The 22038-nt window shown below is 64.6% G+C and carries 24 protein-coding genes; 16 read left to right on the top strand and 8 right to left on the bottom strand.

Annotated elements, in window-relative coordinates:
* Nucleotide 1: 1 nt before the first annotated feature.
* The gene (locus ACH196_RS12935; RefSeq protein ID WP_396647310.1) at nt 2–682 is read right to left on the bottom strand and encodes a 4-hydroxythreonine-4-phosphate dehydrogenase; all 681 of its coding nucleotides are present in this window, start codon (nt 680–682) and stop codon (nt 2–4) included.
* Nucleotides 683–846: 164 nt separating this feature from the next.
* On the opposite strand from ACH196_RS12935, the gene ACH196_RS12930 reads away from it, so the two are divergent.
* From ACH196_RS12930 to ACH196_RS12910, 5 genes are all read left to right on the top strand, one after another.
* Nucleotides 847–2217: an ABC transporter substrate-binding protein gene (locus ACH196_RS12930; RefSeq protein ID WP_396647309.1), complete on the top strand. Its 1371-nt coding sequence runs from the start codon at nt 847–849 to the stop codon at nt 2215–2217.
* Between the two features lie 78 nt (nt 2218–2295).
* On the top strand, nt 2296–3234 hold the full coding sequence (locus tag ACH196_RS12925) for a carbohydrate ABC transporter permease (protein WP_396647308.1): 939 nt from the start codon (nt 2296–2298) through the stop codon (nt 3232–3234).
* On the top strand, nt 3234–4064 hold the full coding sequence (locus ACH196_RS12920) for a carbohydrate ABC transporter permease (protein WP_396647307.1): 831 nt from the start codon (nt 3234–3236) through the stop codon (nt 4062–4064). The genes ACH196_RS12925 and ACH196_RS12920 overlap by 1 nt, the downstream gene beginning before the upstream one ends.
* A 6-nt stretch (nt 4065–4070) precedes the next feature.
* Nucleotides 4071–5126 (top strand): ABC transporter ATP-binding protein, encoded by a 1056-nt coding sequence (locus ACH196_RS12915; protein WP_396647306.1) that lies wholly within the window; start codon nt 4071–4073, stop codon nt 5124–5126.
* Nucleotides 5123–5287 carry a hypothetical protein gene (locus ACH196_RS12910; RefSeq protein ID WP_396647305.1) on the top strand — a complete coding sequence of 55 codons (165 nt, stop codon included), beginning with the start codon at nt 5123–5125 and terminating at the stop codon, nt 5285–5287. The genes ACH196_RS12915 and ACH196_RS12910 overlap by 4 nt, the downstream gene beginning before the upstream one ends.
* 44 nt (nt 5288–5331) lie before the next feature.
* Here ACH196_RS12910 and pcaQ read toward each other — a convergent pair whose 3' ends face one another.
* Nucleotides 5332–6249, bottom strand: a complete 918-nt coding sequence (gene pcaQ, locus ACH196_RS12905; RefSeq protein ID WP_396647304.1) for a pca operon transcription factor PcaQ — start codon at nt 6247–6249, stop codon at nt 5332–5334.
* 109 nt (nt 6250–6358) lie between these two features.
* Between pcaQ and pcaD the strand changes: the two genes are divergently transcribed.
* The 11 genes from pcaD (at nt 6359) to ACH196_RS12850 (ending at nt 16008) form a co-directional block, all read left to right on the top strand.
* A complete protein-coding gene (pcaD, locus tag ACH196_RS12900; RefSeq protein ID WP_396647303.1) occupies nt 6359–7150 on the top strand; it encodes a 3-oxoadipate enol-lactonase in 792 nt (263 codons plus the stop codon).
* A 1-nt stretch (nt 7151) separates the two neighbouring features.
* Nucleotides 7152–7565, top strand: a complete 414-nt coding sequence (gene pcaC, locus ACH196_RS12895; protein WP_396647302.1) for a 4-carboxymuconolactone decarboxylase — start codon at nt 7152–7154, stop codon at nt 7563–7565.
* On the top strand, nt 7555–8310 hold the full coding sequence (pcaH, locus tag ACH196_RS12890) for a protocatechuate 3,4-dioxygenase subunit beta (protein WP_396647301.1): 756 nt from the start codon (nt 7555–7557) through the stop codon (nt 8308–8310). Before pcaC ends, pcaH begins: the two co-directional genes overlap by 11 nt.
* Nucleotides 8310–8915 (top strand): protocatechuate 3,4-dioxygenase subunit alpha, encoded by a 606-nt coding sequence (pcaG, locus tag ACH196_RS12885; RefSeq protein ID WP_396647300.1) that lies wholly within the window; start codon nt 8310–8312, stop codon nt 8913–8915. Before pcaH ends, pcaG begins: the two co-directional genes overlap by 1 nt.
* A 6-nt stretch (nt 8916–8921) precedes the next feature.
* The gene (locus ACH196_RS12880) at nt 8922–9995 is read left to right on the top strand and encodes a 3-carboxy-cis,cis-muconate cycloisomerase (RefSeq protein WP_396647299.1); all 1074 of its coding nucleotides are present in this window, start codon (nt 8922–8924) and stop codon (nt 9993–9995) included.
* Between the two features lie 22 nt (nt 9996–10017).
* On the top strand, nt 10018–11190 hold the full coding sequence (gene pobA, locus ACH196_RS12875; protein ID WP_396647362.1) for a 4-hydroxybenzoate 3-monooxygenase: 1173 nt from the start codon (nt 10018–10020) through the stop codon (nt 11188–11190).
* A gap of 171 nt (nt 11191–11361) precedes the next feature.
* The gene (locus tag ACH196_RS12870; RefSeq protein ID WP_396647298.1) at nt 11362–12534 is read left to right on the top strand and encodes an ABC transporter substrate-binding protein; all 1173 of its coding nucleotides are present in this window, start codon (nt 11362–11364) and stop codon (nt 12532–12534) included.
* A 144-nt stretch (nt 12535–12678) separates the two neighbouring features.
* Nucleotides 12679–13542: a branched-chain amino acid ABC transporter permease gene (locus ACH196_RS12865; protein ID WP_396647297.1), complete on the top strand. Its 864-nt coding sequence runs from the start codon at nt 12679–12681 to the stop codon at nt 13540–13542.
* Nucleotides 13543–14550 carry a branched-chain amino acid ABC transporter permease gene (locus tag ACH196_RS12860; RefSeq protein ID WP_396647296.1) on the top strand — a complete coding sequence of 336 codons (1008 nt, stop codon included), beginning with the start codon at nt 13543–13545 and terminating at the stop codon, nt 14548–14550.
* Entirely contained in the window at nt 14547–15311 is a 765-nt protein-coding gene (locus tag ACH196_RS12855) for an ABC transporter ATP-binding protein (RefSeq protein WP_396647295.1), read from the top strand. The genes ACH196_RS12860 and ACH196_RS12855 overlap by 4 nt, the downstream gene beginning before the upstream one ends.
* The gene (locus tag ACH196_RS12850; RefSeq protein WP_396647294.1) at nt 15292–16008 is read left to right on the top strand and encodes an ABC transporter ATP-binding protein; all 717 of its coding nucleotides are present in this window, start codon (nt 15292–15294) and stop codon (nt 16006–16008) included. The genes ACH196_RS12855 and ACH196_RS12850 overlap by 20 nt, the downstream gene beginning before the upstream one ends.
* A 30-nt stretch (nt 16009–16038) precedes the next feature.
* Here ACH196_RS12850 and ACH196_RS12845 read toward each other — a convergent pair whose 3' ends face one another.
* Genes ACH196_RS12845 through ACH196_RS12820 form a run of 6 tightly spaced genes read right to left on the bottom strand, consistent with a single transcriptional unit; the run spans nt 16039 to nt 21871 of the window.
* Nucleotides 16039–16926 (bottom strand): amidohydrolase family protein, encoded by an 888-nt coding sequence (locus ACH196_RS12845; protein WP_396647361.1) that lies wholly within the window; start codon nt 16924–16926, stop codon nt 16039–16041.
* A complete protein-coding gene (locus ACH196_RS12840; protein ID WP_396647293.1) occupies nt 16926–18110 on the bottom strand; it encodes a VWA domain-containing protein in 1185 nt (394 codons plus the stop codon). Before ACH196_RS12840 ends, ACH196_RS12845 begins: the two co-directional genes overlap by 1 nt.
* Nucleotides 18107–18985, bottom strand: a complete 879-nt coding sequence (locus tag ACH196_RS12835; RefSeq protein WP_396647292.1) for an AAA family ATPase — start codon at nt 18983–18985, stop codon at nt 18107–18109. The genes ACH196_RS12840 and ACH196_RS12835 overlap by 4 nt, the downstream gene beginning before the upstream one ends.
* Before the next feature lie 16 nt (nt 18986–19001).
* Entirely contained in the window at nt 19002–20006 is a 1005-nt protein-coding gene (locus ACH196_RS12830; RefSeq protein ID WP_396647291.1) for a xanthine dehydrogenase family protein molybdopterin-binding subunit, read from the bottom strand.
* Nucleotide 20007: 1 nt separating this feature from the next.
* A complete protein-coding gene (locus ACH196_RS12825; RefSeq protein WP_396647290.1) occupies nt 20008–21375 on the bottom strand; it encodes a xanthine dehydrogenase family protein molybdopterin-binding subunit in 1368 nt (455 codons plus the stop codon).
* Nucleotides 21376–21388: 13 nt separating this feature from the next.
* Nucleotides 21389–21871, bottom strand: a complete 483-nt coding sequence (locus ACH196_RS12820) for a (2Fe-2S)-binding protein (protein WP_396647289.1) — start codon at nt 21869–21871, stop codon at nt 21389–21391.
* Nucleotides 21872–22038: the final 167 nt, after the last annotated feature.

Genomic DNA, 22038 nt, shown 5'->3' with positions numbered 1-22038 from the left:
CTCAGGCGCTCTCGCAGTCGGCGAGAACGTCGCGAAGCTGCGAGAGGATCGAACCCTTCGACGGCGAATAGGAGCCGTTGAACACCGCCGTACCGATGGTGAAGGCGTCCGCGCCCGCTGCCTTGACCGCCCTGATCCGCTCAACGGACGTCACCGCACCGGCGACGATCAGATATTTGTCCGGTCCCAGCCCTTTTCGCGCGGCGCGAACCAGATCAATCGGGTCGGCCTCCGTCGCGCGATAGGCGAGGATATCGCATCCGGCGCAGCCCTTGCCGACAAATCCCCGGCAATCGGCCTCCACATCCGCCGCAGTGCCGCCGAGTTTTGTCGGATGTCCGACCGGCCTGCCGGGGAAGGGAAAATAGGTAGTTTCGCTGCCATCCAGAACCTCGAGGATCTCGTCAACCTGCGTGCCGCCGAGCAGCCGCTGCACACCGAGATCCCTAGCAATTCGCGCCGATTGCAGGCAGGCCTCCGACGTGGTCGAGACCACTTCCATGTAGGAGACCGCGCCGGCCCCGTGGATGTCTGCAACCAACGTTTTCAGCACCGCGGGCGGCACGCCGATATCCTTGAAGCCCAGATGTTTCAAACCGACGGGCTCGATCAGTCTCATCAGGTCAAGGCTGTCCTCGACCGTGCGGTCGTCGCGCGTCAGCATGAAAATGAAATCCATCACGATGTGGCACCTTGCATTCTTTTTGGCCGCGCGTCGATCCCGGCCCGCACAAAATGGTCCCAGCATCGTGTCACAGAACTTTGCAACTTGCCACATTTTTGTTTGCGACATGGCACATTCTATGCCACAAAGCGTTGCGAAAAGGGAACATTCGGGAGATCGTCATGAAGAGCCTGGCAGGCCGCCTCATCATGGGAGGCATCGCCTCAGTCCTGTTGCATGTCGCACAGGCTGGGGCATGGACACTGGAAGAAGCCGCGAAGCCTTACAGCGGCGCAACCATCCGCGTGGTCGGCGAGGCACTGCCGCCGCTGGAAGCGCTGGCAAAACTCGCACCGCAATTCGAGCAGGCCACCGGCATCGACGTCGAAGTCGAGATGTACGAGCATTCGGAAGCGGTCAACAAGGTGCAGCTCGACCTCAACTCGAAGCGCGGCCGCTACGACGTCATCATCCAGCCGCATCGCGAGCTCGGCAAATTCGCCACCAACGGCCATCTTCTGGAACTCAGCGGCTTCATGAATGATCCGGCGCTCCGCGACCCGACGTTCAAGCCGGAAGAGCAACTTTATCAGAAGCCGTGGAAGGAGATCTCCTGGTACGACGGCAAGGAATACGGCTTTCCGTTCACCGTGCTGAACCTGTTCATGTGGTATCGCACCGACCTGCTCTCCGATCCCAAGGAGATGGAAGGTTTCAAGGCAAAATACGGCTACGACCTCGCCCCCGCCCAGAACTGGGACCAGTATCGCGATATCGCCGAATGGTTTTATCGACCCGACCGGGGCCTCTACGGCACCGCCTTGCAGGCCAAGCGCCACGAGGCGCTGTGGTATGAATGGCTGAACTTCCTCTACTCCTTCGGCGGCGACGTGCTCGACGTGAAGAGCGGCTCGGAATGCGGCCCGGTCGTCGTCAACAGCCCGCAGGCCATAGCGGCGCTCGACTACTACAAGAGCCTGCTCGCCTTTTCACCGCCGGATAGCCTGAACTATTTCTGGGACGACGTGATGGCCCTCATGCAGCAGGGCAAGGTCGCCGAGCTGATCATGTGGAACGACGCCACCTACGCCGTCGCCGTCGACGAAACCGCCTCGACGGTGGTCGGCAAGGTCGGCTTCGACATCACCCCGCAGGGCGAAGGCGGCAAGGTCGGCCAGATCGAAGGCTGGACCTACCTTGTGCCAACCTATTCCAAGAACCAGCAGGCCGCCTTTCTCTTCATCCAGTGGATGATGGGCTACGACCGCCAGTTGGACCAGCACCTGCATGGCGGCGCCACCGGCCGGCCCGATGTCTATGCCGCGGCCGAGGTGCAAAAACTGCCCTATTCCAACGCCTCGATGGCCGCTCACGAAGCCGGCAGGCCGAAGGCGACGCTGCCGCAATCCTCCGAGATGACCGACATCCTCGTGCGCGAGCTCTCCTCCTCGCTCACCGGCGAAAAGAGTTCGAAGACCGCGCTCGACACGGCCGCCAAGGAAATCTCGGAACTTCTCGGCTCCTGCGCGCCCATGAGCCATCCGGCACTGTAGGCTCGTGACGCCGCGCGACGGCCGCCCTTTTGGGCGGCCGTCCCCTTTTTATCATCATCGTTCGAGGCCGGTTTACCCGTGACCACAAGAGCCGCCAGCACCCGTGGAACGCTCCTGCTCGACCGCGGCGTCGGACCACTGCTGGTCCTGCCGGCGACGCTACTCGTCGTCGTGTTCCTCGTCGGCCCGTTCTACTACATGATGTACACCGCGACGACGGACCTGAGCTTTGCCGACGCCAGCCGCAACGGCAATTTCATCGGCCTCGACAATTTCCGCAAACTCATGCGGGACGACCCGCTGTTCTGGGACTCGTTCCTGCTGACACTGCGGTTCGTGGCGCTGGCCGTCTCGGTCGAATTCGTGCTGGGCTTCGCGCTCGCCTTCCTGATCTTCAGATTTGTTGCCCGCCAGCGCCTGCTGACCACGCTGCTGCTCATCCCGATGATGATCGCTCCCGTCGCCGTTGGGCTGATCTGGCGCCTGCTGCTGCAGGGCGATTTCGGCATGGTGACCTACTACATGCGCAAGGTCGGCCTGCTGTCGCAGAACGCCGCCGTGCTGTCGTCGCCGGATCTCGTCTTTCCGGCCATCGTCGCCATCGACGTCTGGCAGTGGACGCCATTCGTGACGCTGGTCATGCTGGCCGGGCTGATGAGCCTGCCGCGCTCGCCGATCGAGGCGGCGATGATGGACGGCGCAGGCCCGCTGCGCATCTTCCTCGACGTGATGCTGCCGCTGCTTCGGCCGATCATCGCCCTGGTGCTGCTCCTGCGCGGCATCGACGCCTTCAAGGAATTCGACAAGGTGTTCATCATGACCGGCGGCGGGCCGGGCACGCTGACCGAACTCGTCTCCATCTATGCCTACCGCGTCAATTTTCGGAACTGGGACCTCGGCTACGGCGCGGCGGTCGCCTTCATGGTCTACCTCGTCGTGCTGATCCTGTGCTCGATCTTCTACAAGGCGATCTACTGGTCGGCCAACCGGCCAACGCCGCTCGGAGGGCATTCCTGATGGATCGCCCAGCAAGCCGTCCGTGGATCGTATTCGCATGGGCCGTGCTGGCCGTCGCGGTGGTAATCGCGCTCACGCCCTATCTATGGATCGTGCTGGCGTCGTTCAAGAATCGCGTCGACCTGTTCGCCTCCATCCCCAAATGGACGTTCACGCCGACGCTCGCCAACTATCCCGCCGTCTTCATCGGCAAGGACTACTGGCCGCTCGCCATCAATTCGCTGGTCATATCCACCTCATCGACCGCGCTCTGCATCGCCATCGGTGCGCCGGCTGCCTACGTCTTCGCCCGCATGGATTTCCCGGGCAAAGAAGACCTGTTCTTCTTTTTCCTGACGACCCGCATGGCGCCGCCGATCTCGATCGCCGTGCCGCTGTTCCTGTTCTTCACCGCGCTCGGGCTGATCGACACGATCTACGCCGTGGTGATCGCCCACACCTCCTTCAACCTGTCGCTGGTGGTCTGGATGATGCGCGGCTTCTTCGCCGACATTCCGAGGGAGATCGATGAGGCGGCGGTCATGGACGGGCGCTCGCGGCTCGGCGCCTTCCTGTTCATCGTGGTGCCGCTCGCCGCGCCCGGCCTCGCCGCGACCGCGGTGCTCTGCTTCATCCTGTCGTGGAACGAATTCCTCTACGCCTTCATCCTCGTCGCCTTCGAGGGCCGGCCCCTGACGGTGGGCATTCCTGGTCTTGTGACGCCGCACGGCACTTTGTGGGGGCAGGTGGCGGCGGTGGCGATCGTCGCCACGCTGCCGATCGTCGTCTTCACCTTCATCGTCCAGCGGCAACTGGTCCGCGGACTGACATTTGGCGCCGTCAAGGGCTGATCGTGCATGGGCATCGTTTTCGAGGGCGTCTCAAAGATCTTTCCGGACGGCACGGCGGCCCTGCACGGGCTCGACCTCGCCTTCGAGATGGGCGAGTTCATCGTGCTGCTCGGGCCGTCCGGCTCCGGCAAGACCACTGCCTGCCGGGTGCTCGCCGGGCTGGAGAACCCGACCGGCGGCCGCATCCTGGTCGGAGGGCGCGACATCACCGCCCTGCCCCCGCGCCTGCGCGGCATCGGCATGGTGTTCCAGAACTATGCGCTCTACAGCCACAAGACGGTTTTCGAGAACATCGCCTATCCGCTGCGCGTTCGGAAAATCCCGCGCGCCGAGATCGAGCGCAGTGTCAAGGCCATGGCCGACCTCCTGCAGATCGGCCGTTACCTCCACCGCAAGCCCGGCCAGCTCTCGGGCGGCCAGGCGCAGCGCGTCGCGGTCGCCCGCGCGCTGGTCTGGCAGCCCGACATCTGCCTGATGGACGAGCCGCTCTCCAATCTCGACGCCTTGCTCCGGCTGCACATGCGCACCGAGCTGAAGCGCCTGCACCGCGAACTGCGAAAGACCTTCGTGTTCGTTACCCACGACCAGGAAGAGGCGATGACGCTCGCCACCCGCGTCGCCGTGCTGCGCGACGGCGAGCTCGTGCAGTTCGATACGCCGCAGACCGTTTACCGCAAGCCGGCCAGCCGCTTCGTCGCCGAATTCATGGGCCGGCCGGCGATGAACACGTTTGACGGCACCGTGAACGGCGGCGTCTTCCGGGCGGCGGGTTTCGAATGGCGGGTGCCGGACCTGCCGAACGGACCGATCACGCTCGGCATTCGTCCCGAACAGATCGAGCTGGTCGACGCCTCGGCGGCGGATTCCGTAGTTTTTGAGGTGGACGTGGTCGAGCATGTCGAACCGGACATGCTGATCTTCGCACGGCGCGGCGCCAGCAGCCTGATCGTGCGCGCACCCAACGGCAGGCGCGGTCCCGAACATGGCGCACTGCTGCACCTGCGTTTCCCGGCGGGCGCCCTGCACGCCTTCGATGCAAAGACCGGAATGCGCTTGCCGTGAGCGCCCTGATCGTCTTCATCCCCTTCCCGATCACGGCGCTCTTCGCCTGGCTGTTCTATCGGTTCAACAGCAAGCGCCGCTGGTTCACGATCGGAGAAATGATCTTCTGGGATATCATCGTGCTGATCGTCCTGCAGCTCATCTGGCTGATCTGGTTTTGAGCCGCGACGGTAGCCCCTACTGCCTACTGCCTACTGCCTACTGCCTACTGCCCTCTCTTCGCCGCCTCCCTCAGCGTCTGCAACAGCACCGAAAACGCCGGCGATAGTGGCGTGTCCGTGCGCATCGTGAGGCCGACGGGGCCGCGTGTGTCATCCGTGTTGACCGGCAGCGCTGCGAATACGCCGCGCTGCAATTCGTCGGCGACCACGCCCGCCGAGATGATCCACACTGCATCGCTGCCGCGCAGGAAGGCGCGGCCGAATGAATCCGAAACCGTCTCGATTTCGGTCGGAAGCGCCGCCAGCCCGTTGGCGATGAAAAGCCGGTCGACAAACGGCCGGATCACCGACTCGCGCGTCGGCATCAGCACCGGAAACTGCGCCAGCCGCGCAAAAACATTCTCGCCGGGTTCCAGCAACGGATGGCCGGCCCTGACGACAAACTTGACCGGCTCGGAATAGAGGTGCTCGAAGAAGAAGCCGGTCATCTTTTCCGGCGCTGCCAGTCGGCCGACGACGATGTCGAGCGCCGACAGCCGCAACTGCTCCAGCAGCACCGAATTCTCGCCCGTCACGATCTTGATCGCCGCGCCGGTCTTTTCCTTCAGGAACAGGTCGATCGCCACAGGCATGACGCGCACCGACACCGTCGGCAACGCGCCGATGCGGATCGGGTTGCGGTCGCCCGAGCCGCCCTGCCGCACCGAATCCACACCCTGCTTCAGCGCGCTGATCGACATGCCGGCGTGGCGCAGAAAAATCTCGCCCATGCGGGTGACGCGGATACCTCGGCCCTCGCGCTCGACCACCGCCACGCCGAGGATGTCCTCCAGCTCCCGCAAGGTCTTTGTCACCGCCGGCTGGCTGACATGCAGGAGGTCGGCTGCCCGCGCCACGCTCTTCTGCCGGGCTACCTCCAGAAAGGTCTGGAGATGCCGGAACCGCACGCGGGTATCGACCATGTTATAACCCTGGAGTTAGCGAAAGGCCCAAAAATATCATTTTACTGAACCAAACAGGTGGTGCAACGTGTGTGGAGGCCTGTTGAGATGCGCTCTGGAGGAACAAGCCGTGTCGTTTGCCAAGATCGGCGGCGTCTCGCTGCATTATCGTTTCACGCCGTCGAGCGCGGACGCGGAGCCGATCGTCTTCATCAATTCGCTCGGCACCGACTTCCGCATATGGGATACCGTTGCAGCCGATCTCGCGGACGAGGCTCCGACACTCGTCTACGACAAGCGCGGCCATGGCCTGTCCGACCTTGGCGACGGCATCCGCTCCATCGACGATCATGTCGACGATCTGCTCTGGCTCCTCGAGCGTCTCGTCATCGGCCGTGCAATCATCTGCGGCCTGTCGGTCGGCGGGCTGATCGCCCAGCGGCTCTATCAGAGGCGGCCAGAGCTGGTGGCGTCGCTGATCCTCTGCGACACCGCACACAGGATCGGTACCGCCGAGATGTGGAACACGCGCATCGCCACGGTCGAAGCGCAAGGCATGGCCGCCATCGCCGATGGTGTCATGGAAAAGTGGTTCACACCGCATTTTCACGCGAACCGGGCGGCGGAACTGGCAGGCTATCGCAACATGCTCATCCGCCAGCCGGTCGCGGGGTATGCGGGCACTTGCGCGGCAATCCGCGACGCCGACTATACCGACGCGACCGCTGACATCGCCGTCCGCACCCTCTGCGTCGTCGGCGACCAGGACGGCTCGACCCCGCCGGACCTCGTACGTTCGCTGGCAAATCTGATCCCGGGCTCGCGCTTCGATATTATCCGAGACGCCGGCCACATTCCTTGCGTCGAGCAGCCGGACGCGCTTGCCGCTCTGATCCGCGGCTTTGTCGCCTCCGGAGCATGACATGAACGAGATCCCGGCCAACCCCGACCGCTACAGGACCGGCCTTGCCGTGCGCCGGTCGGTGCTCGGCGATTCGCATGTCGACCGCGCCGAGACCAACACCACCGAATTTGACCGCCCTTTCCAGCAACTGATCACCGAGGCGGCCTGGGGCACGGTGTGGGCGCGGCCGGGCTGGTCGAAGCGCGAGCGCTCGATCGTCACGCTCGCCCTGCTCGCCGCGCTCGGCCATGACGACGAACTCGCCATGCATGTTCGCGCCACCGCCAACACCGGCGCCTCGCGCGACGACCTTTGCGAGGCGTTTCTGCACGTCGCGATCTATGCCGGCGTACCGGCGGCCAATCGCGCCTTCAAGATCGCCAAGGAAGCTTTTGCAGAGATGGACCGCGAGGCGGACGGCCATGGCCGCTAGGCCCGGTTCCAACGGGGGCCAGGAGACCGGCGGCTTCTATCCGCGCGACCGGACCTGGCATCCGCCGGCCCTGGCGCCGGGCTACAAGAGTTCGGTGCTGCGCTCGCCGCAGCGTGCGCTACTCTCCTTCGACAACACGCTGTCCGAAATCGCCGGCCCGGTCTTCGGCCACGACATGCTCGGCGAGTTCGACAATGACCTGATCCACAATTTCGCCCGGCCGGGTGAAAGCGCCATCGGCGAACGCATCATCGTCCATGGCCGCGTCGTCGACGAGCGCGGCAAGGGCGTGGCCGGCGCGCTGCTCGAATTCTGGCAGGCCAATGCCGGCGGCCGTTACCGGCATGTCAAGGATGGCTACCTCACCGCGCTCGACCCGAATTTCGGCGGCTGTGGGCGCACCATTACGGACGAGGACGGCGGCTACGCGTTCCGCACCATCCGCCCCGGGCCCTATCCCTGGCCGAACGGCCCCAACGACTGGCGGCCGGCGCACATCCACTTCTCCGTGTTCGGCCACGGTTTCGCGCAACGGCTGATCACGCAGATGTATTTCGAGGGCGACCCGCTGATCTGGCGCTGCCCGATCGTGCGAACGATCCCCGACAAGGCGGCGGTCGAGATGCTGATCGCCATGCTCGACATGCAGGCGGCGATCCCCATGGACGCCCTCGCCTACCGCTTCGACATCGTGCTGCGCGGGCGCCGCTCCACGCCGTTCGAGAACCGGCCGGAGGGCAACTGATGGTCGATCACCCGCTCAAGGAGACGCCTTCACAGACAGCCGGTCCCTATGTGCATATCGGATTGACGCCGGAATTCTGCGGCATCGGCGGCGTCTATCCCACGGACCTCGGCGCCGGTATGGTCAACGACAAGACTGTCGGTGAACGCATCGCACTGACCATCCGCGTGCTTGACGGCGCGGATACGCCGCTGCGCGACGCGCTGGTCGAGATCTGGCAGGCCGACGCGCAGGGTTTCTATAACTCGCCCTCCGACACGCGCGGAAAAGCCGATCCGAACTTTTCCGGTTGGGGCCGGCAGGCAACCGACATGCAGACCGGCGAATGCCGCTTCCTCACGATCAAGCCCGGCCGCGTGCCGCACGGCAACGGCCTGATGGCGCCGCACATTACGCTCTGGATCGTGGCGCGCGGTATCAATATCGGCCTGCACACACGCCTCTATTTTGCCGACGAGGCCGCCGCCAATGCCGAGGACCCTATCCTTTCCCGCATCGAACATTTTTCGCGCGCGAAAACGCTGCTCGCGGAGCGCACCGCCGATGGCTACGCCTTCGACATAAGGTTGCAGGGCGAAGATGAGACGGTGTTCTTTGACAGCTAACCGCCCATGACCGTCTCGCCCTTCGACCATCCGATCCAGTCCGGCTTGCTCGGCGATGAGACGGCGGCGAAGCATTTTTCCTTCGAGGCCGAACTCGCCGCGATGCTGGCTTTCGAAAGCGCATTGGCGGAAGCACAAGCCGAGAATGGTGTCATCGGCAGGGACACGGCGAAAGCAATCATCGCCGCCATCGCCGGCTTCCAGCCCGACATCGCAAGACTGCGCGAGGCCACCGCGCGCGACGGCATGCTCGTGCCCGAACTGGTACGCCAGTTGCGGAAAGCCGTCGGCGATCCGCACGGCGAAAAAGTCCATTTCGGCGCGACCAGCCAGGACGTCATCGACACGTCGCTGGTCCTGCGGCTAAAGAGCCTCGTTGCCGGTCTCGATGCTCGGCTAGCGAAGCTAGACCGTCAGTTCGGGGCGCTTGGCGAAAAATTCGGCGGCAATACGCTGATGGGGGTCACCCGCATGCAACCGGCGCTGCCGATCCGCGCTGCCGACCGCATCGCCGTCTGGCAAGCGCCTCTCCGGCGGCATCGCGACCGCCTCACCCACCTGTCCGAAGACCTGTTCACCGTGCAGTTCGGCGGTGCGGTCGGCACACTTGAAGCTCTCGGCGACAAGGCCTTGCCAGTGCGCAAATCGCTGGCCGAAAGACTCGGCCTCGGTGACAAGCCGCAATGGCACAGCCAGCGCGACACCCTCGCCGACTTCACCGGCTGGCTGTCATTGGTCACCGGCAGTCTCGGAAAATTTGGTCAGGACGTCACCCTGATGGCACTCGACGGACGCACGATAAAACTTGCCGGCGGCGGCGGATCGTCGGCCATGCCGCACAAGCAGAACCCGGTGCAGGCGGAGACGCTGGTGACGCTCGCCCGCTTCAACGCCGTGCAGCTTTCCGGCATGCACCAGTCGCTGGTCCATGAGCTTGAGCGCTCGGGCTCCGCCTGGACGCTCGAATGGCTGCTTTTGCCGCAGATGGCGGTGGCCACTGCCGCCGCGCTGCGCACTGCCATCGACCTCGCCACCGGCATCGAAAAATTCGGCGAAACCTCTCTCGCTGGAAAAGCCTGATATGAGCCCCGCCGGTCAAAGATTGCGCACCCAGGTGGTCATCATCGGCTCCGGACCGGCGGGCCTGCTGCTCGGCCAGTTGCTCGCAGGCATCGGCGTCGACACCATCATCCTCGAGCGCTCGACCCGCGACCACGTGCTCGCCCGCGTCCGCGCCGGCGTGCTGGAGCAAGGCACGGTCGACCTGCTCGAACAGGCCGGTGTCGCCCGCCGCCTACGTGCCGAGGGCCTGCCGCACCACGGCATCTCGCTCGCCTTCGACAACCGCCTGCACCGGCTCGATCTTTCTGCCCTGACCGACGGAAAACACGTCACCGTCTACGGCCAGACGGAAGTGACGCGCGACCTGATGGAGGCGCGCGAAGCCGGCGGACTTGCGACCTGTTTCGAGGTGACCAACGTCGCTCCGGCAGGGTTCGACGGCTCCTCGCCTTTCGTGAGTTTCGACCACGGCGGCGCAAGCCACCGCATCGACTGCGACTACATCGCCGGCTGCGACGGTTTTCATGGCGTCAGCCGCCAGGCCGCGCCGGCCGGGGCGCTGAAAACCTACGAGCGGCGCTATCCGTTCGGCTGGCTGGGCGTTCTCGCCGAAGTTCCGCCCGCCGACGCCGAACTGGTCTACGCCAACCATGCGCGCGGTTTTGCGCTCTGCTCCATGCGCTCGCCAACCCGCAGCCGCTACTATGTCCAGTGCCCGATCGACGACCGGGTCGAAGACTGGAGCGACCAGCGCTTCTGGGACGAATTGCGCCGCCGCCTGCCCGAAACCGTCACAGACGCTGTCACCACAGGCCCCTCCTTTGAAAAATCCATCGCGCCGCTGCGCTCCTTCGTCGCCGAGCCGATGCGCTTCGGAAAACTGTTCCTGGCCGGCGACGCCGCGCATATCGTGCCGCCCACCGGTGCCAAGGGCCTGAACCTCGCCGCCAGCGACGTGCGTTACCTCTTCGAGGCTTTTCGCGATCACTATGCCGAGGGGTCTTCAGCCGGCCTCGACGCCTATTCGCAACGCGCCCTGTCGCGCGTCTGGAAGGCGGTGCGCTTCTCATGGTGGATGACCACGATGCTCCACCGCTTCCCCGACACCGACGATTTCGGCCAGCGCATCCAGGAAGCCGAGCTCGATTATCTCGTCCATTCCCGGGCGGCTTCGGCGGCGCTGGCGGAAAATTATGTCGGCCTGCCGGTGTGACGCGTTTACGACGCCAGGTGCCGTCAGGCCTTCCGCGATAACAACCCGTGAGTTATGAATTCCCGTGTTCTTTTCATTTTACATCACCTGATCGACATGGGAAAAATCGAAACCACGATCGGAAACGCGTGCCTGGGGAGGCTCTGCCGATCGTCTGCGAGTGGAGGTCCCATGCGAAATCTGTTGCTGGCCGCGGTCGCGGCCATCGCGCTTGTCGGCCCGGCCAGTGCCGACACGATCAAGGTCGGCGTGGTCGGCCCGTTCTCCGGCCCGTTCGCCATCCAGGGCAAGAATTTCAAAGCCGGCATCGACGCCTGGATGGCGCTCAACGGCGCCAAGGTCGGCGACGACGATATCGAGATCGTCTACCGCGACATCCCTACCGCCGACCCCGCCCAGGCCAAGGCGCTGGCGCAGGAACTGGTGGTAAAGGAAGGCGTGCAGTATCTCGCCGGCTTCTATTTCACGCCGGACGCCATGGCGGTGACGCCGATCCTCGAACAGGCCAACGTGCCCCTGGTCATCATGAACGCCGCGACCTCGGCGATCGTCACCAAAAGCCCGCTGGTCGTGCGCACCTCCTTCACGCTGTGGCAGACCTCCGTGCCGATGGCGAAGGTCGCCAAGGGGCGCGGCGTGAAAAAGGTCATCACCGTGGTCAGCGACTATGGCCCTGGCGTCGACGCCGAGACAGCCTTCACCACAACGTTCAAGGCCGATGGCGGCGAGGTGGTGGAATCCATCCGCATGCCGCTGTCGACCAACGATTTCAGCCCGATTATGCAACGCGTAAAGGATTCCGGCGCGGATGCCGTTTTCGCCTTCCTGCCATCCGGCCCGACGACGCTGGGTTTCGTGAAAGCCTACAACGAAAACGGCGTGAAGGAGGCCGGCGTCACCTTCCTCGCCCCCGGCGACCTGACGCAGGAATCCGACCTGCCGGCGCTGGGCGACAGCGCGCTCGGCATCCTCACCACCTTCCACTACTCCATCGCCCATGACAGCCCCGAGAACAAGACATTCGTCGAGGCGGCGCGCAAGGCGATCGGCAATCCTGCCGAACTCTCCTTCCCATCCGTCGGCGCCTATGACGGCATGCATGTCATCTACAAGATGATCGAGGCCACCGGCGGCGAGCAGAACGCACAGAAGGCGGTCGACGCCGTCAAGGGCCTCGCTTGGGAAAGCCCGCGCGGGCCGGTGGCGATCGACGCCGACAGCCGCCACATCACCCAGAACATCTATCTGCGCGAGGTCGCCAAGGCAGAAGACGGGACCTATTACAACAAGGAGATTCAGACGTTCGAGAAGATGGGCGACCCGGGGCTGGCGGCGGTGAAGTAGCGCTCGCGACGACCGATCGTGCGGACGCGTTCTTGGTTTCAAGGTGCGTTTGTTTTGGCGATCTCGGCGTCCCTTCGCACTGAGATCGCAAAGAGCAACCGGCAACTGTAATATAATCCAGCGAGCAAACGCCGGAACCCATCCATGAACACCGTCCTCAGCATAGCGGCGGACGCCATTGCCTACGGCATGGTGCTGTTCGTCATCTCGATCGGCCTGTCGGTGACGATGGGGCTGATGCGCGTCGTCAACCTCGCGCATGGCGCCTTTGCTATGATCGGTGGATACATCGCCTCTTATGCCGCAAAAGATCTCGGTCTGGCCTATGGCGTGGCCGTGCTTCTGGCCGTCACCGGCACGATCATCATCGCCATCCCCGTCGAACGTTTCCTCTACCGCCGTATCTACGGCCAGCCGGAACTGACCCAGGTGCTGATGACCATCGGCATCACCTTCTGCGTCATCGGTATCGCCAACTACGTGTTCGGGCCGACGCTGAAGACCATTCCGCTCCCCGACCCCCTGCGAGGTCCCGTCGATATCGGCTTCCGCGCCATCGCCGCCCAAAAACTCTTCGCCGTCTTCTGCGGCGTCGCGGTCGCGGCGGCGCTCTGGTTCCTGATCGAGAAGACCGCTTTTGGCGTGAAACTGCGCGCATCCGTCGACAATGCCGCCATGGCCGCCTCGCTTGGGGTGCGCACCAGCGTCGTCTACGCCGTGAGCTTCGCCGTTGCCGTCGGGCTGGCGGCGTTCGGCGGCATCGTCGGCGCGGAACTGCTGCCGATCGAGCCCTATTACGCGCTACGCTACATGGTGACCTTCCTGGTCGTGGTGTCAGTCGGCGGCGCGGGCTCCATCCCCGGCGCGCTGGTCGCCTGCCTGCTGCTCGGCGCGATCGATACGACGGGCCGTTACCTGCTGCCCGAATATGGCGAGTTCTTCTTCTATCTCGCCGTCATCGCCATCGTTTCGGTGTTTCCGAATGGTCTCCTGGGGCGGTCGCGGTAGATGGCGGCGATCAGCCACGATACCGGCGCAGCACGGCCATCCGCCCGCCATAGCTGGCTGGTGCGCGATCTCGCCGGCCTCGGCATCCTCCTCGCGGCGGCAGCGCTTGGCTACGTGTTGTTCCCGAATAACCTCGCGCTGCTGACCAGAATCCTGGCGCTGATGCTGCTCGTCCTGTCGCTCGACCTCGTCACCGGCTATTCGGGCGTCGCCACGCTCGGCCATGCCGCACTGTTCGGCGCCGGCGCCTATGCAGCCGGCATCGGCGCCGCGCATTTCGGCATCAGCGATCCCTTCGCCATGGTGTTGGTCGGCATCATCGGCGGTGCGCTCGCCGGCCTTGTTTCCGGCTTCGTCATCCTGCGCGGCCACGGCCTGTCGCAACTGGTGCTGTCGATTGCCGTCATCCACCTTTTTCACGAGGCGGCCAACAAGGCTTCTGCCTGGACCGGCGGCTCGGACGGCCTGTCCGGCATCTCGCCCGATCCGGTGCTGGGGCTCTTCCAGTTCGACCTCTGGGGCCGCACCGCCTATGTCTTCGGCGTCGCGCTGATCGCCATCGTCTTCCTGCTGCTCAGGCAACTGGTGCGCTCGCCATTCGGCATGCTCTGCCGCGGCATCAGCCAAGACCCAATCCGCGTCGCCGCCATGGGGATCTCGGTACGGCTCACGCTGCTCAAGATGTACGCCATCTCCGGTGCGGTGGCCGGCGCCGGCGGCGCGCTCGCTGCGATCTCGACGCAGGTCGTCGGGCTCGACAGTCTGAGCTTCACCACCTCGGCCGAGGCGCTGGTCATGCTGGTTTTGGGCGGCACGGGGTCGCTCTACGGCGCGCTGATCGGCACCGTCGCCTTCATGCTGTTCGAGGATTTCGTCTCGGCCGCGAATCCCTTCCACTGGCTGACCATCGTCGGCGCACTGCTGATCGCCGTCGTCCTGTTCGCGCCGAAGGGGCTGTTCGGCGCGGCCGCCCTCATCGCCGAACGGTTCCGGGAGCGCCGGTCATGAGCGCCGTCTTCCAGGTCGAGCACCTCAAAAAATTCTTTGGCGGCCTGGCGGTCACGCAGGATGTCTCGATCGCAATGCAACCCGGCGACCGCGTCGCGCTGATCGGGCCTAACGGCGCCGGCAAGACCACCTTCGTCAATCTGGTCACCGGGCTGGTCAGGCCGGATTCCGGCAAGGTTTTCCTCGCCGGCGAGGACGTCAGTGAGCTCGGTCAGACCGCGCGTGTGAAGAAGGGCCTGGTGCGCTCCTTCCAGGTGACGCGGCTGTTCTCCGAGATGACGCCGCAGGAGCATGTGGGACTCGCCATCCTGCAGCGGCAGGGCCGGTCGGGAAGGCTGTTCGGCCATTTCCAGTCCATGCCCGACGTGACCGCCGAGGCGCACCGGCTGCTTGCGACCCTCGGTATTGACGGCGTGGCGGGCCACCGTGTCAGCGAGATCGCCTATGGCCAGCAGCGGCTGCTGGAGATCGCGCTGGCGCTGGCGCTGCAGCCGAAAGTGCTGCTGCTCGACGAACCGGCGGCCGGGGTGCCGCAAAGCGACACGCCGCGCATCGAGGCCGCCCTTGCCGGCCTGCCGCCGGACCTGGCGGTGCTGATGATCGACCACGACATGGACCTGATCTTCCGCTTCGCCAAGCGCGTCATCGTTCTGGCGGGCGGGGCCGTCATCTTCGACGGCTCCCCGCAGGCTGTGACGGCGGACCAGCGCGTGCGCGAAGCCTATCTCGGGAGCTATGCCGATGCCCGCCGCACCGCTTGACGTTTCCGGCCTCAGCGCCGGCTACGGGCCGACCCGCGTCATCGAGGAGGTGACCTTCTCGGTTCCCGCTGGCACCCGGCTCGCCGTGCTCGGCCGCAACGGCATGGGCAAGACCACGCTGCTCGCCACCATCGCCGGCCAAACGCGCCGGCATGGCGGCGACATCCGTCTCGGCGATACGGCGATTGCCCACCTTGAAAGTTCCGCCCGCGCCCGGCTCGGCCTCGGCTACGTGCCGCAAGCGCGCTGCGTTTTCCCGTCGCTGACGGTCGAAGAGAACCTCGTCGTCGGGCTGAAGGGCCGCGAGCGCTCGGCGATCGCGGAAGCCTACGCAATGTTCCCGCGCCTCAAGGAGCGCCGGCGCAACATGGGCAACCAGCTTTCCGGCGGCGAGCAGCAGATGCTGTCCACCGCCCGTACCATTTTGGGCCGGCCGACGGTGCTGCTGCTCGACGAACCGCTGGAAGGACTGGCGCCCGTCATCTGCGAAGAACTGATGGTGGCCTTCACTCGCCTCGCCTCGACCGGCGAGATGACCATCCTGCTGGTCGAGCAGCGCATCGAAAGCGCGCTCGCCTTCGCCGACCGTGTCATCATTCTGGAGCGTGGCCGGGTCGCCTGGGCGGGCACGCCGGCAGATCTTTCCGCAGAGCCCGAGACGGTCGAACGGCTGCTCGGCGTCGGCGCGCTGCATTGACCCTCCGGCACATCGCCGCCTGTCAGGCTTTCAAACCGGTCGATAAACCTTCTCCGCCGTATTCCAAAAAATGTTCTCCTGATCTTTCAAGCTCTTGCGCTCCGCCGCGGCGCGGTGCGCGGCGATCAGTTCGGCATGTGTGGTCCACAGTTTTTCGATCGGGAAATTGGAGCCGAACATCAGCCGGTCGCTGCCCAGAATCTCGACCGCTGCATCATAGATCAGCGCGATCAGACCCGGGTCGTTGCGATGCTCGAACGTGCCCAGACCGGACAGTTTTGCATAAAGGTTCGGCGCCTCGGCCAGCGTGCGCAACCCGGATTTCCACTCCTCGACCGTCTTGTCGTCACTGGCCGTCAGCATGCCGGCATGGGTCAGGATGAAATTGATTTCCGGATTCTCTCCAACGAGTTGCAGCCCGTCTTTCATCTGCGCCGGAAAGAGCTGGAGGTCGAATGAAAGCCTATACTCCTTCAGCCGCGCCACGTTTTTCCTGACCGTGGGATCGATGACCTGGTCGGCCGACCTGGCAAAGCGAAAAGCGGGCGTTTCGTGCCAGTGAAGCTGCATACGCACCCCGCGCAGCAGCGGATATTTTGTCAGCCAGTCGATCTGCGGGCGGATGTCGTCGACGGTAAAATCCGTATATCCGACAATGGCATGCGGCCATCCGCTGCGCTGCGCCGTCTCGCTCAGGAAGGCGACCTCCTTCTCGAAATCCTCCTTGGCCCAGTTGGTCTGGACATACACCGCCTTCTCGACACCGGCGCCTTGCTGGTCGGCCAGGAACTCCTCGATCGGATAGTCTCGCCGGATCGGCTCGTAGGGACCGAAAATGCGCGGAACCATCGGCCCGACCAGCCACGGCTGGTCCTGTTGCCGCCAGATGTGGAAGTGAGAATCGATGGCCTTCTGCATCACGAAACCCTTTTCCAGACGGTCTCGGCCACCGGCGCGGGCCGGGCGAGTGAGAGGATGAATTTTGTCAGAGCGGCCAAGGACGAGCCGTCCACCAGATCGTCAAGGACCGGCAAAATCGCTTTTAGGGCAGCGGTTTGCGGCCGAAACCTTACGTCGCCCGCCAGTGGTGTCGCCAGCGACAGCCGCCAGGCTCGTGCCGAGAGCCGCTTCATTGCCGTCTCCATCTCGGCATGGTCTCCCCGCTCCAAACCATCCGACAAGACCACGATCGCAGCCCCGCGCGCAAAGGCGGAAAGACGCGGAACCGACAGGAAGGAGAGCAAGGCCGGGCCGATGCGCGTGCCGCCATCCCAGTCCTCGACCAGCGCCGAGGCTCGCGCCAGCGCCTGTTTTCGGTCGTGCAGGCGCAACGGAAATGTGATCCGTGTCAGCCGCGTGCCGAATGTAAGGATTTCGGCGCCTGGCGCCGCCTGCACGACCGCATGCGCCAGCCGCAGATAGTCGTCGGTATGAAGTTTCATCGAGCCGGAAATATCGATAAGGATCAGCAGCTTGCGCGGGACAAGCTGCCGCTTGCGTAGCAGCGGCGACGGAACGTCACCGTCCGCCTGCACGATATCTCGGAGCGAACGCCTGAGGTCGAGCGTGCCCCGTGTATGCGCCCGCACGGTGCGGAACGATCGGCGGACCGGCAGTGCCCCCGGCAGCGCATGACGGAACGCGGCGAGCGTGTCCTTTCCGCGCCCGAAACCGCGAACGCCGAGTCGCTCGACGACCGAAGCGGTTTCGCCGCTTTCGTCGTCCCGGCGGATTTCGACTTCTTGCCGTTGCTCGCCGCCATCGTCCTTGACGCCTGTCTCCTCCTCACCATCCGCCTCGACAAAAGTCTCGATCTCGCCGTGGAAAAAGGCGCGAAAATGCGCGTCGAACTCGCTGCGGCGATCCGGCGGCGGGGCCAAGGTCGCATAGGCTGCCTCGCGGATGTCCTGCATCGAACGCGGTCCGAGAAGCGTCACTGCCTGCATGAAACTTGTCACTTGTTCTGGCGAGGCCGGAAAGCCGAATTTTCGCAGGTGGCGGGCGAAGGTGAGGAAAGGCACGGCGGCGGGCGGCAGTCGCTCATCCCCCTGCCGGGACCTTCTCCCGGTAAACAGGGAGAAAGGGTTTTCAATACCGCTCACCCCAATGCCTCCTCGACGATCCGATCCAGCTCCGGCGCGATATAGGAAAGATCCTCCTCGTCCTTGATCAGCACGCCGATGGCGCGACGGAAGGCGAGCGGCCAGGACGACCCGGCCTTTTCCAGCATGGTCGCGGCATTCGCCCATTCAACCGCCTCGGCAATGCCGGGCGGTTTCGCCAGCGGCCTCGCCCGGATGCCGCCGACCGCCTTTGCCACCGCGCGCGCCGTCGCCTCGGCGACATCGCCGGCGCGCAGCATGATGATGGCGGCCTCACGCTCCGCGTCGGGATAGGCGATCCAATGGTAGACGCAGCGGCGTCGCAGCGCTTCCGCAAGCTCGCGCGTGCGGTTGGAGGTCAGCACCACGACCGGCTGGCTGGCGGCGGTCAGCGTACCGCGCTCGGGAATGCTGATCTGGAAGTCCGAAAGAAACTCCAGCAGCAGCGCCTCGAACTCGTGGTCCGATCGGTCGATCTCGTCGACCAGCAGCACCCGCCGCTCCGGCGCGCGCAGCACCTGCAGCAGTGGCCGGTCGATCAGGAAACGGTCGTCATAGATGTCGATCTCATGATCGCCGGCGTGACGGATGGCGAGCAATTGCCGCTGATAGTTCCACTCGTAGAGCGCATGCGCGGCGTCGATGCCCTCGTAGCATTGCAGCCGCACGAGATCGCGCCCGAGCACGCCGGCGATCGCCTTGGCGGCCTCGGTCTTGCCGACGCCGGGCGCCCCTTCCAGCAGCAACGGCTTTCCCAGCCGGATCGCCAGGAACACCGCCGTGGCAAGGCCTTCGTCGGCGATATAGCGAGCGGTTTCCAGCGCCGCCGCGATAACTTCCGGCGAGGCTGCGATCTGTTCGGCGGATACGCTCATCGGACCTTGCTTCGGGCTACGCCGCCCGCTGTTCCGTCAGCGCTCTCAGAATCCGTTCGGGCGTGATCGGCAGCATGTCGATGCGCACGCCGACCGCGTCGAAGACGGCATTGGCCACCGCCGGGATCTGCGGGTTGGCGCACATCTCGCCCGGACCCTTGGCGCCGTACGGCCCATCCGCCGCCGGCCGTTCCAGCACGATGATCTCGGTGTCAGCGAGGTCCCCTGGGCCCGGCATCAGATATTCGTTGAAGTCCGTGCCGCCATGGTCGCGGCTGGGGTAATACGGCTCAGTGGTCTCGTAGAGCGCATGCGAAATCCCCATCCACGAGCCACCGACAAGCTGCTGTTCCACCATCTTCGGGTTCAGAGCGCGGCCGATCTCGAAGACGTTTTTCACCGACACGACCGTCACCTCGCCGGTCTCGTCGTCGACGTCGACCTCGGCGACCGTGCAGGCATGGGCGTAGCAGGTCGACGGCTTCATCGCCCCGGTCTCGACCTCCGGATAGGAGCGCGGCACCAGGAACATGCCGCGTCCCGAAATCGAGCGGCCGAGCTTAAAATGCGCGGTCAGCGCGGTGTCGAAGATCGAGATGGATTTTTGCGGCGCGCCCTTCACGTGGATGTTGCCGGTGCCGTCGGTATCGAGATCGTCTGCATTCACCTCCAGCGCCTCGGCCGCGACTTCCAGCATGACCTGCCGCGCCTCCCGCGCCGCTTGCACCACGGCATTGCCGATACGGTGCGTGCCGCGCGAGGCGAAGGTGCCCATGCAATGCGGCCCGGTGTCGGTGTCGGCGGTATCGATGATCACCTGTTCCGTCGGCACACCGATCGTCTCGGCGCAGATCTGCGCCATCACCTGCTTCAGCCCCTGCCCCAAATCGACGGAAGACAGCGTCACCATGAAATTACCGGTCGGCGTCGAATGCACCAGCGCCTGGCTGGGGTCGCCACCGAGGTTCATGCCGGTCGGGTAGTTGATCGCCGCCACGCCGCGGCCACGCCGGATCGCCATGTCAGGCCTCCTGCTTGTAGGACGACATTTTTAGATATTTTTCGGAGACCGGCCAGTTGGCGGCGCGCGACGCCTCCTGCATGCACTCGATCAGCGCCGCGCCGGTCGTCGGCTGGCGATGCGCCTTCATGTCGCCGTCGCGGTAAGCGTTGATGAAGCGGAATTCGAGCGGGTCCATGCCGATCAGCCGCGCCAGCTTGTCCATCTGCACCTCCAGCGCGAAGTCGGCGATGGTGACTCCGAAGCCGCGCATGGCGGAGGACGGCGTGCGGTTGGTGTAGACGCAGTAGGTGTCGATCCACACATTCGGCACCGTGTAGGGGCCGGGATAGTGCGCGGCACCCTTCTGCGCACCATAGGGCGAATGCCGCGAATAGGCGCCGGCATCGGTGTAGCCCGTCACCTTGCGAGCGACGATGCGCCCGTCCTTCATCACCCCGTCCTTGATGGTGATCTTTTCCGCGGCGCGCGGCGAGGAAATCTGCATCTCCTCGTAGCGCCCATAGATGAAGGAGACCGGCCGGCCGGTCAGCCGCGCCGCGAGGATGGCGATCGGCTCGACGATGACATCGACCTTGCCGCCAAAACCGCCGCCCACCGTGCCGCCGACCATATGCAGCTTGTGGCCCGGCATCTGCAGGATGATCGAGGTGTTGTCCAGCGTGAAAAACATCGCCTGCGTGTTGGTGTGGCAGGTGAAACGGTCGTTGCCTTCCGGCACCACGACGCAGCCGGTGGTCTCGGTCGGCGCCTGCTCAATCGGCGACGAGTAATAAGTCTGCTCCAGAATATAGTCGGCCTCGGCAAAACCCTTGTCGATGTCGCCGAACCGCACCTTGCGGTGGTCGCTGCTGTCGTAGAGGTAAAAATTGCCGGGATGATATTCGTTGACCAGCGGCGCGCCAGGCTTCAGCGCCTCCTCCATGTCAAAGACGGCCGGCAAAACCTCATAGTCGACCTTGACCTTGTCGACCGCCTCCTGCGCGGCGCGCTCGGTCTCGGCGACGACGGCCGCCACCGCCTCGCCCTTCCAGCGCACCTTGTCCTCGGCCAGCACATGCTCGTCTTCCGGCCCGACCTGGATGAGGATCAGGATGGTATAGAGATTGTGCGGGATGTCCTTGGCCGTCAGCACCCTGACCACGCCCGGATGCTTTTCCGCTGCTGACGTGTCGATCCCTTTGATGCGCGCATGGTGATACGGGCTGCGGACCATTTTGAGGTGCAGCAGCCCCGGAAAGGTGCGGTCGGCGAAATAGGCGGTCTTGCCGGTAACGTGGCCCGGTGCGTCGGAACGCGGGCGGCTCTGGCCGATCTCGTGCAAATCGTCCTTGCGCTCGTCGGCGAAGTAGTTTTTGCGCAGTTCCATTGCGGAAAACTCCTCAAGCCGCATGGTGCGAGTTGGAACGCGCCGCCGAAAGAATCGCGCGGATGATCGGTTCGTAACCGGTGCAGCGGCAGATATTGCCCGATATGGCGTCGACCACCTCCTCGCGCGTCGGGTTCGGCACGCGGTCGAGCAGCGCCTTGGCCGCCATGATCATGCCCGGCGTGCAAAAACCGCATTGGGTCGCGAACCCCTCCTGGAAGGCGCGCTGGAGCGGATGCAGCACGCCACCCTCCGCCAATCCGGCCGTGGTGGTGACCGTCGCGCCCTCGCAAGTCTCGGCCAGCGTGAGGCAGGACAGCCGAAGTTCGCCGTCGACGATCACCGAACAGGTGCCGCATGTGCCTTGATGGCAGCCGCCCTTGGGCGAAGTGTCGCCGAGTTTTTCGCGCAGGACTTTCAGAAGCGTCGAGCCGCTCTCGACGAACTCGGCTTTTTCGTCGCCATTGAGCACGAACTGGATAGGTACCTTCGCCATGCTTCCTCCCTGTGCGATCATCCAGCAGCGCTAGCGCCGCCCCTCACCCTTGCCCTCTCCCCGTGAAGAACGGGGAGAGGGTAACGTCCACTTTGCGGCCAATCACCTTCTCCCCGTCATTACGGGGAGAAGGTCCCGGCAGAGGGATGAGGGGCTGCGCAAGTGTC

Source organism: Mesorhizobium sp. IMUNJ 23232 (assembly GCF_044326205.1).
Lineage (GTDB): Bacteria > Pseudomonadota > Alphaproteobacteria > Rhizobiales > Rhizobiaceae > Kumtagia.
The sequence above is the reverse complement of the archived record's forward strand: the minus strand, read 5'-3'. Positions and strand labels throughout refer to the sequence as shown.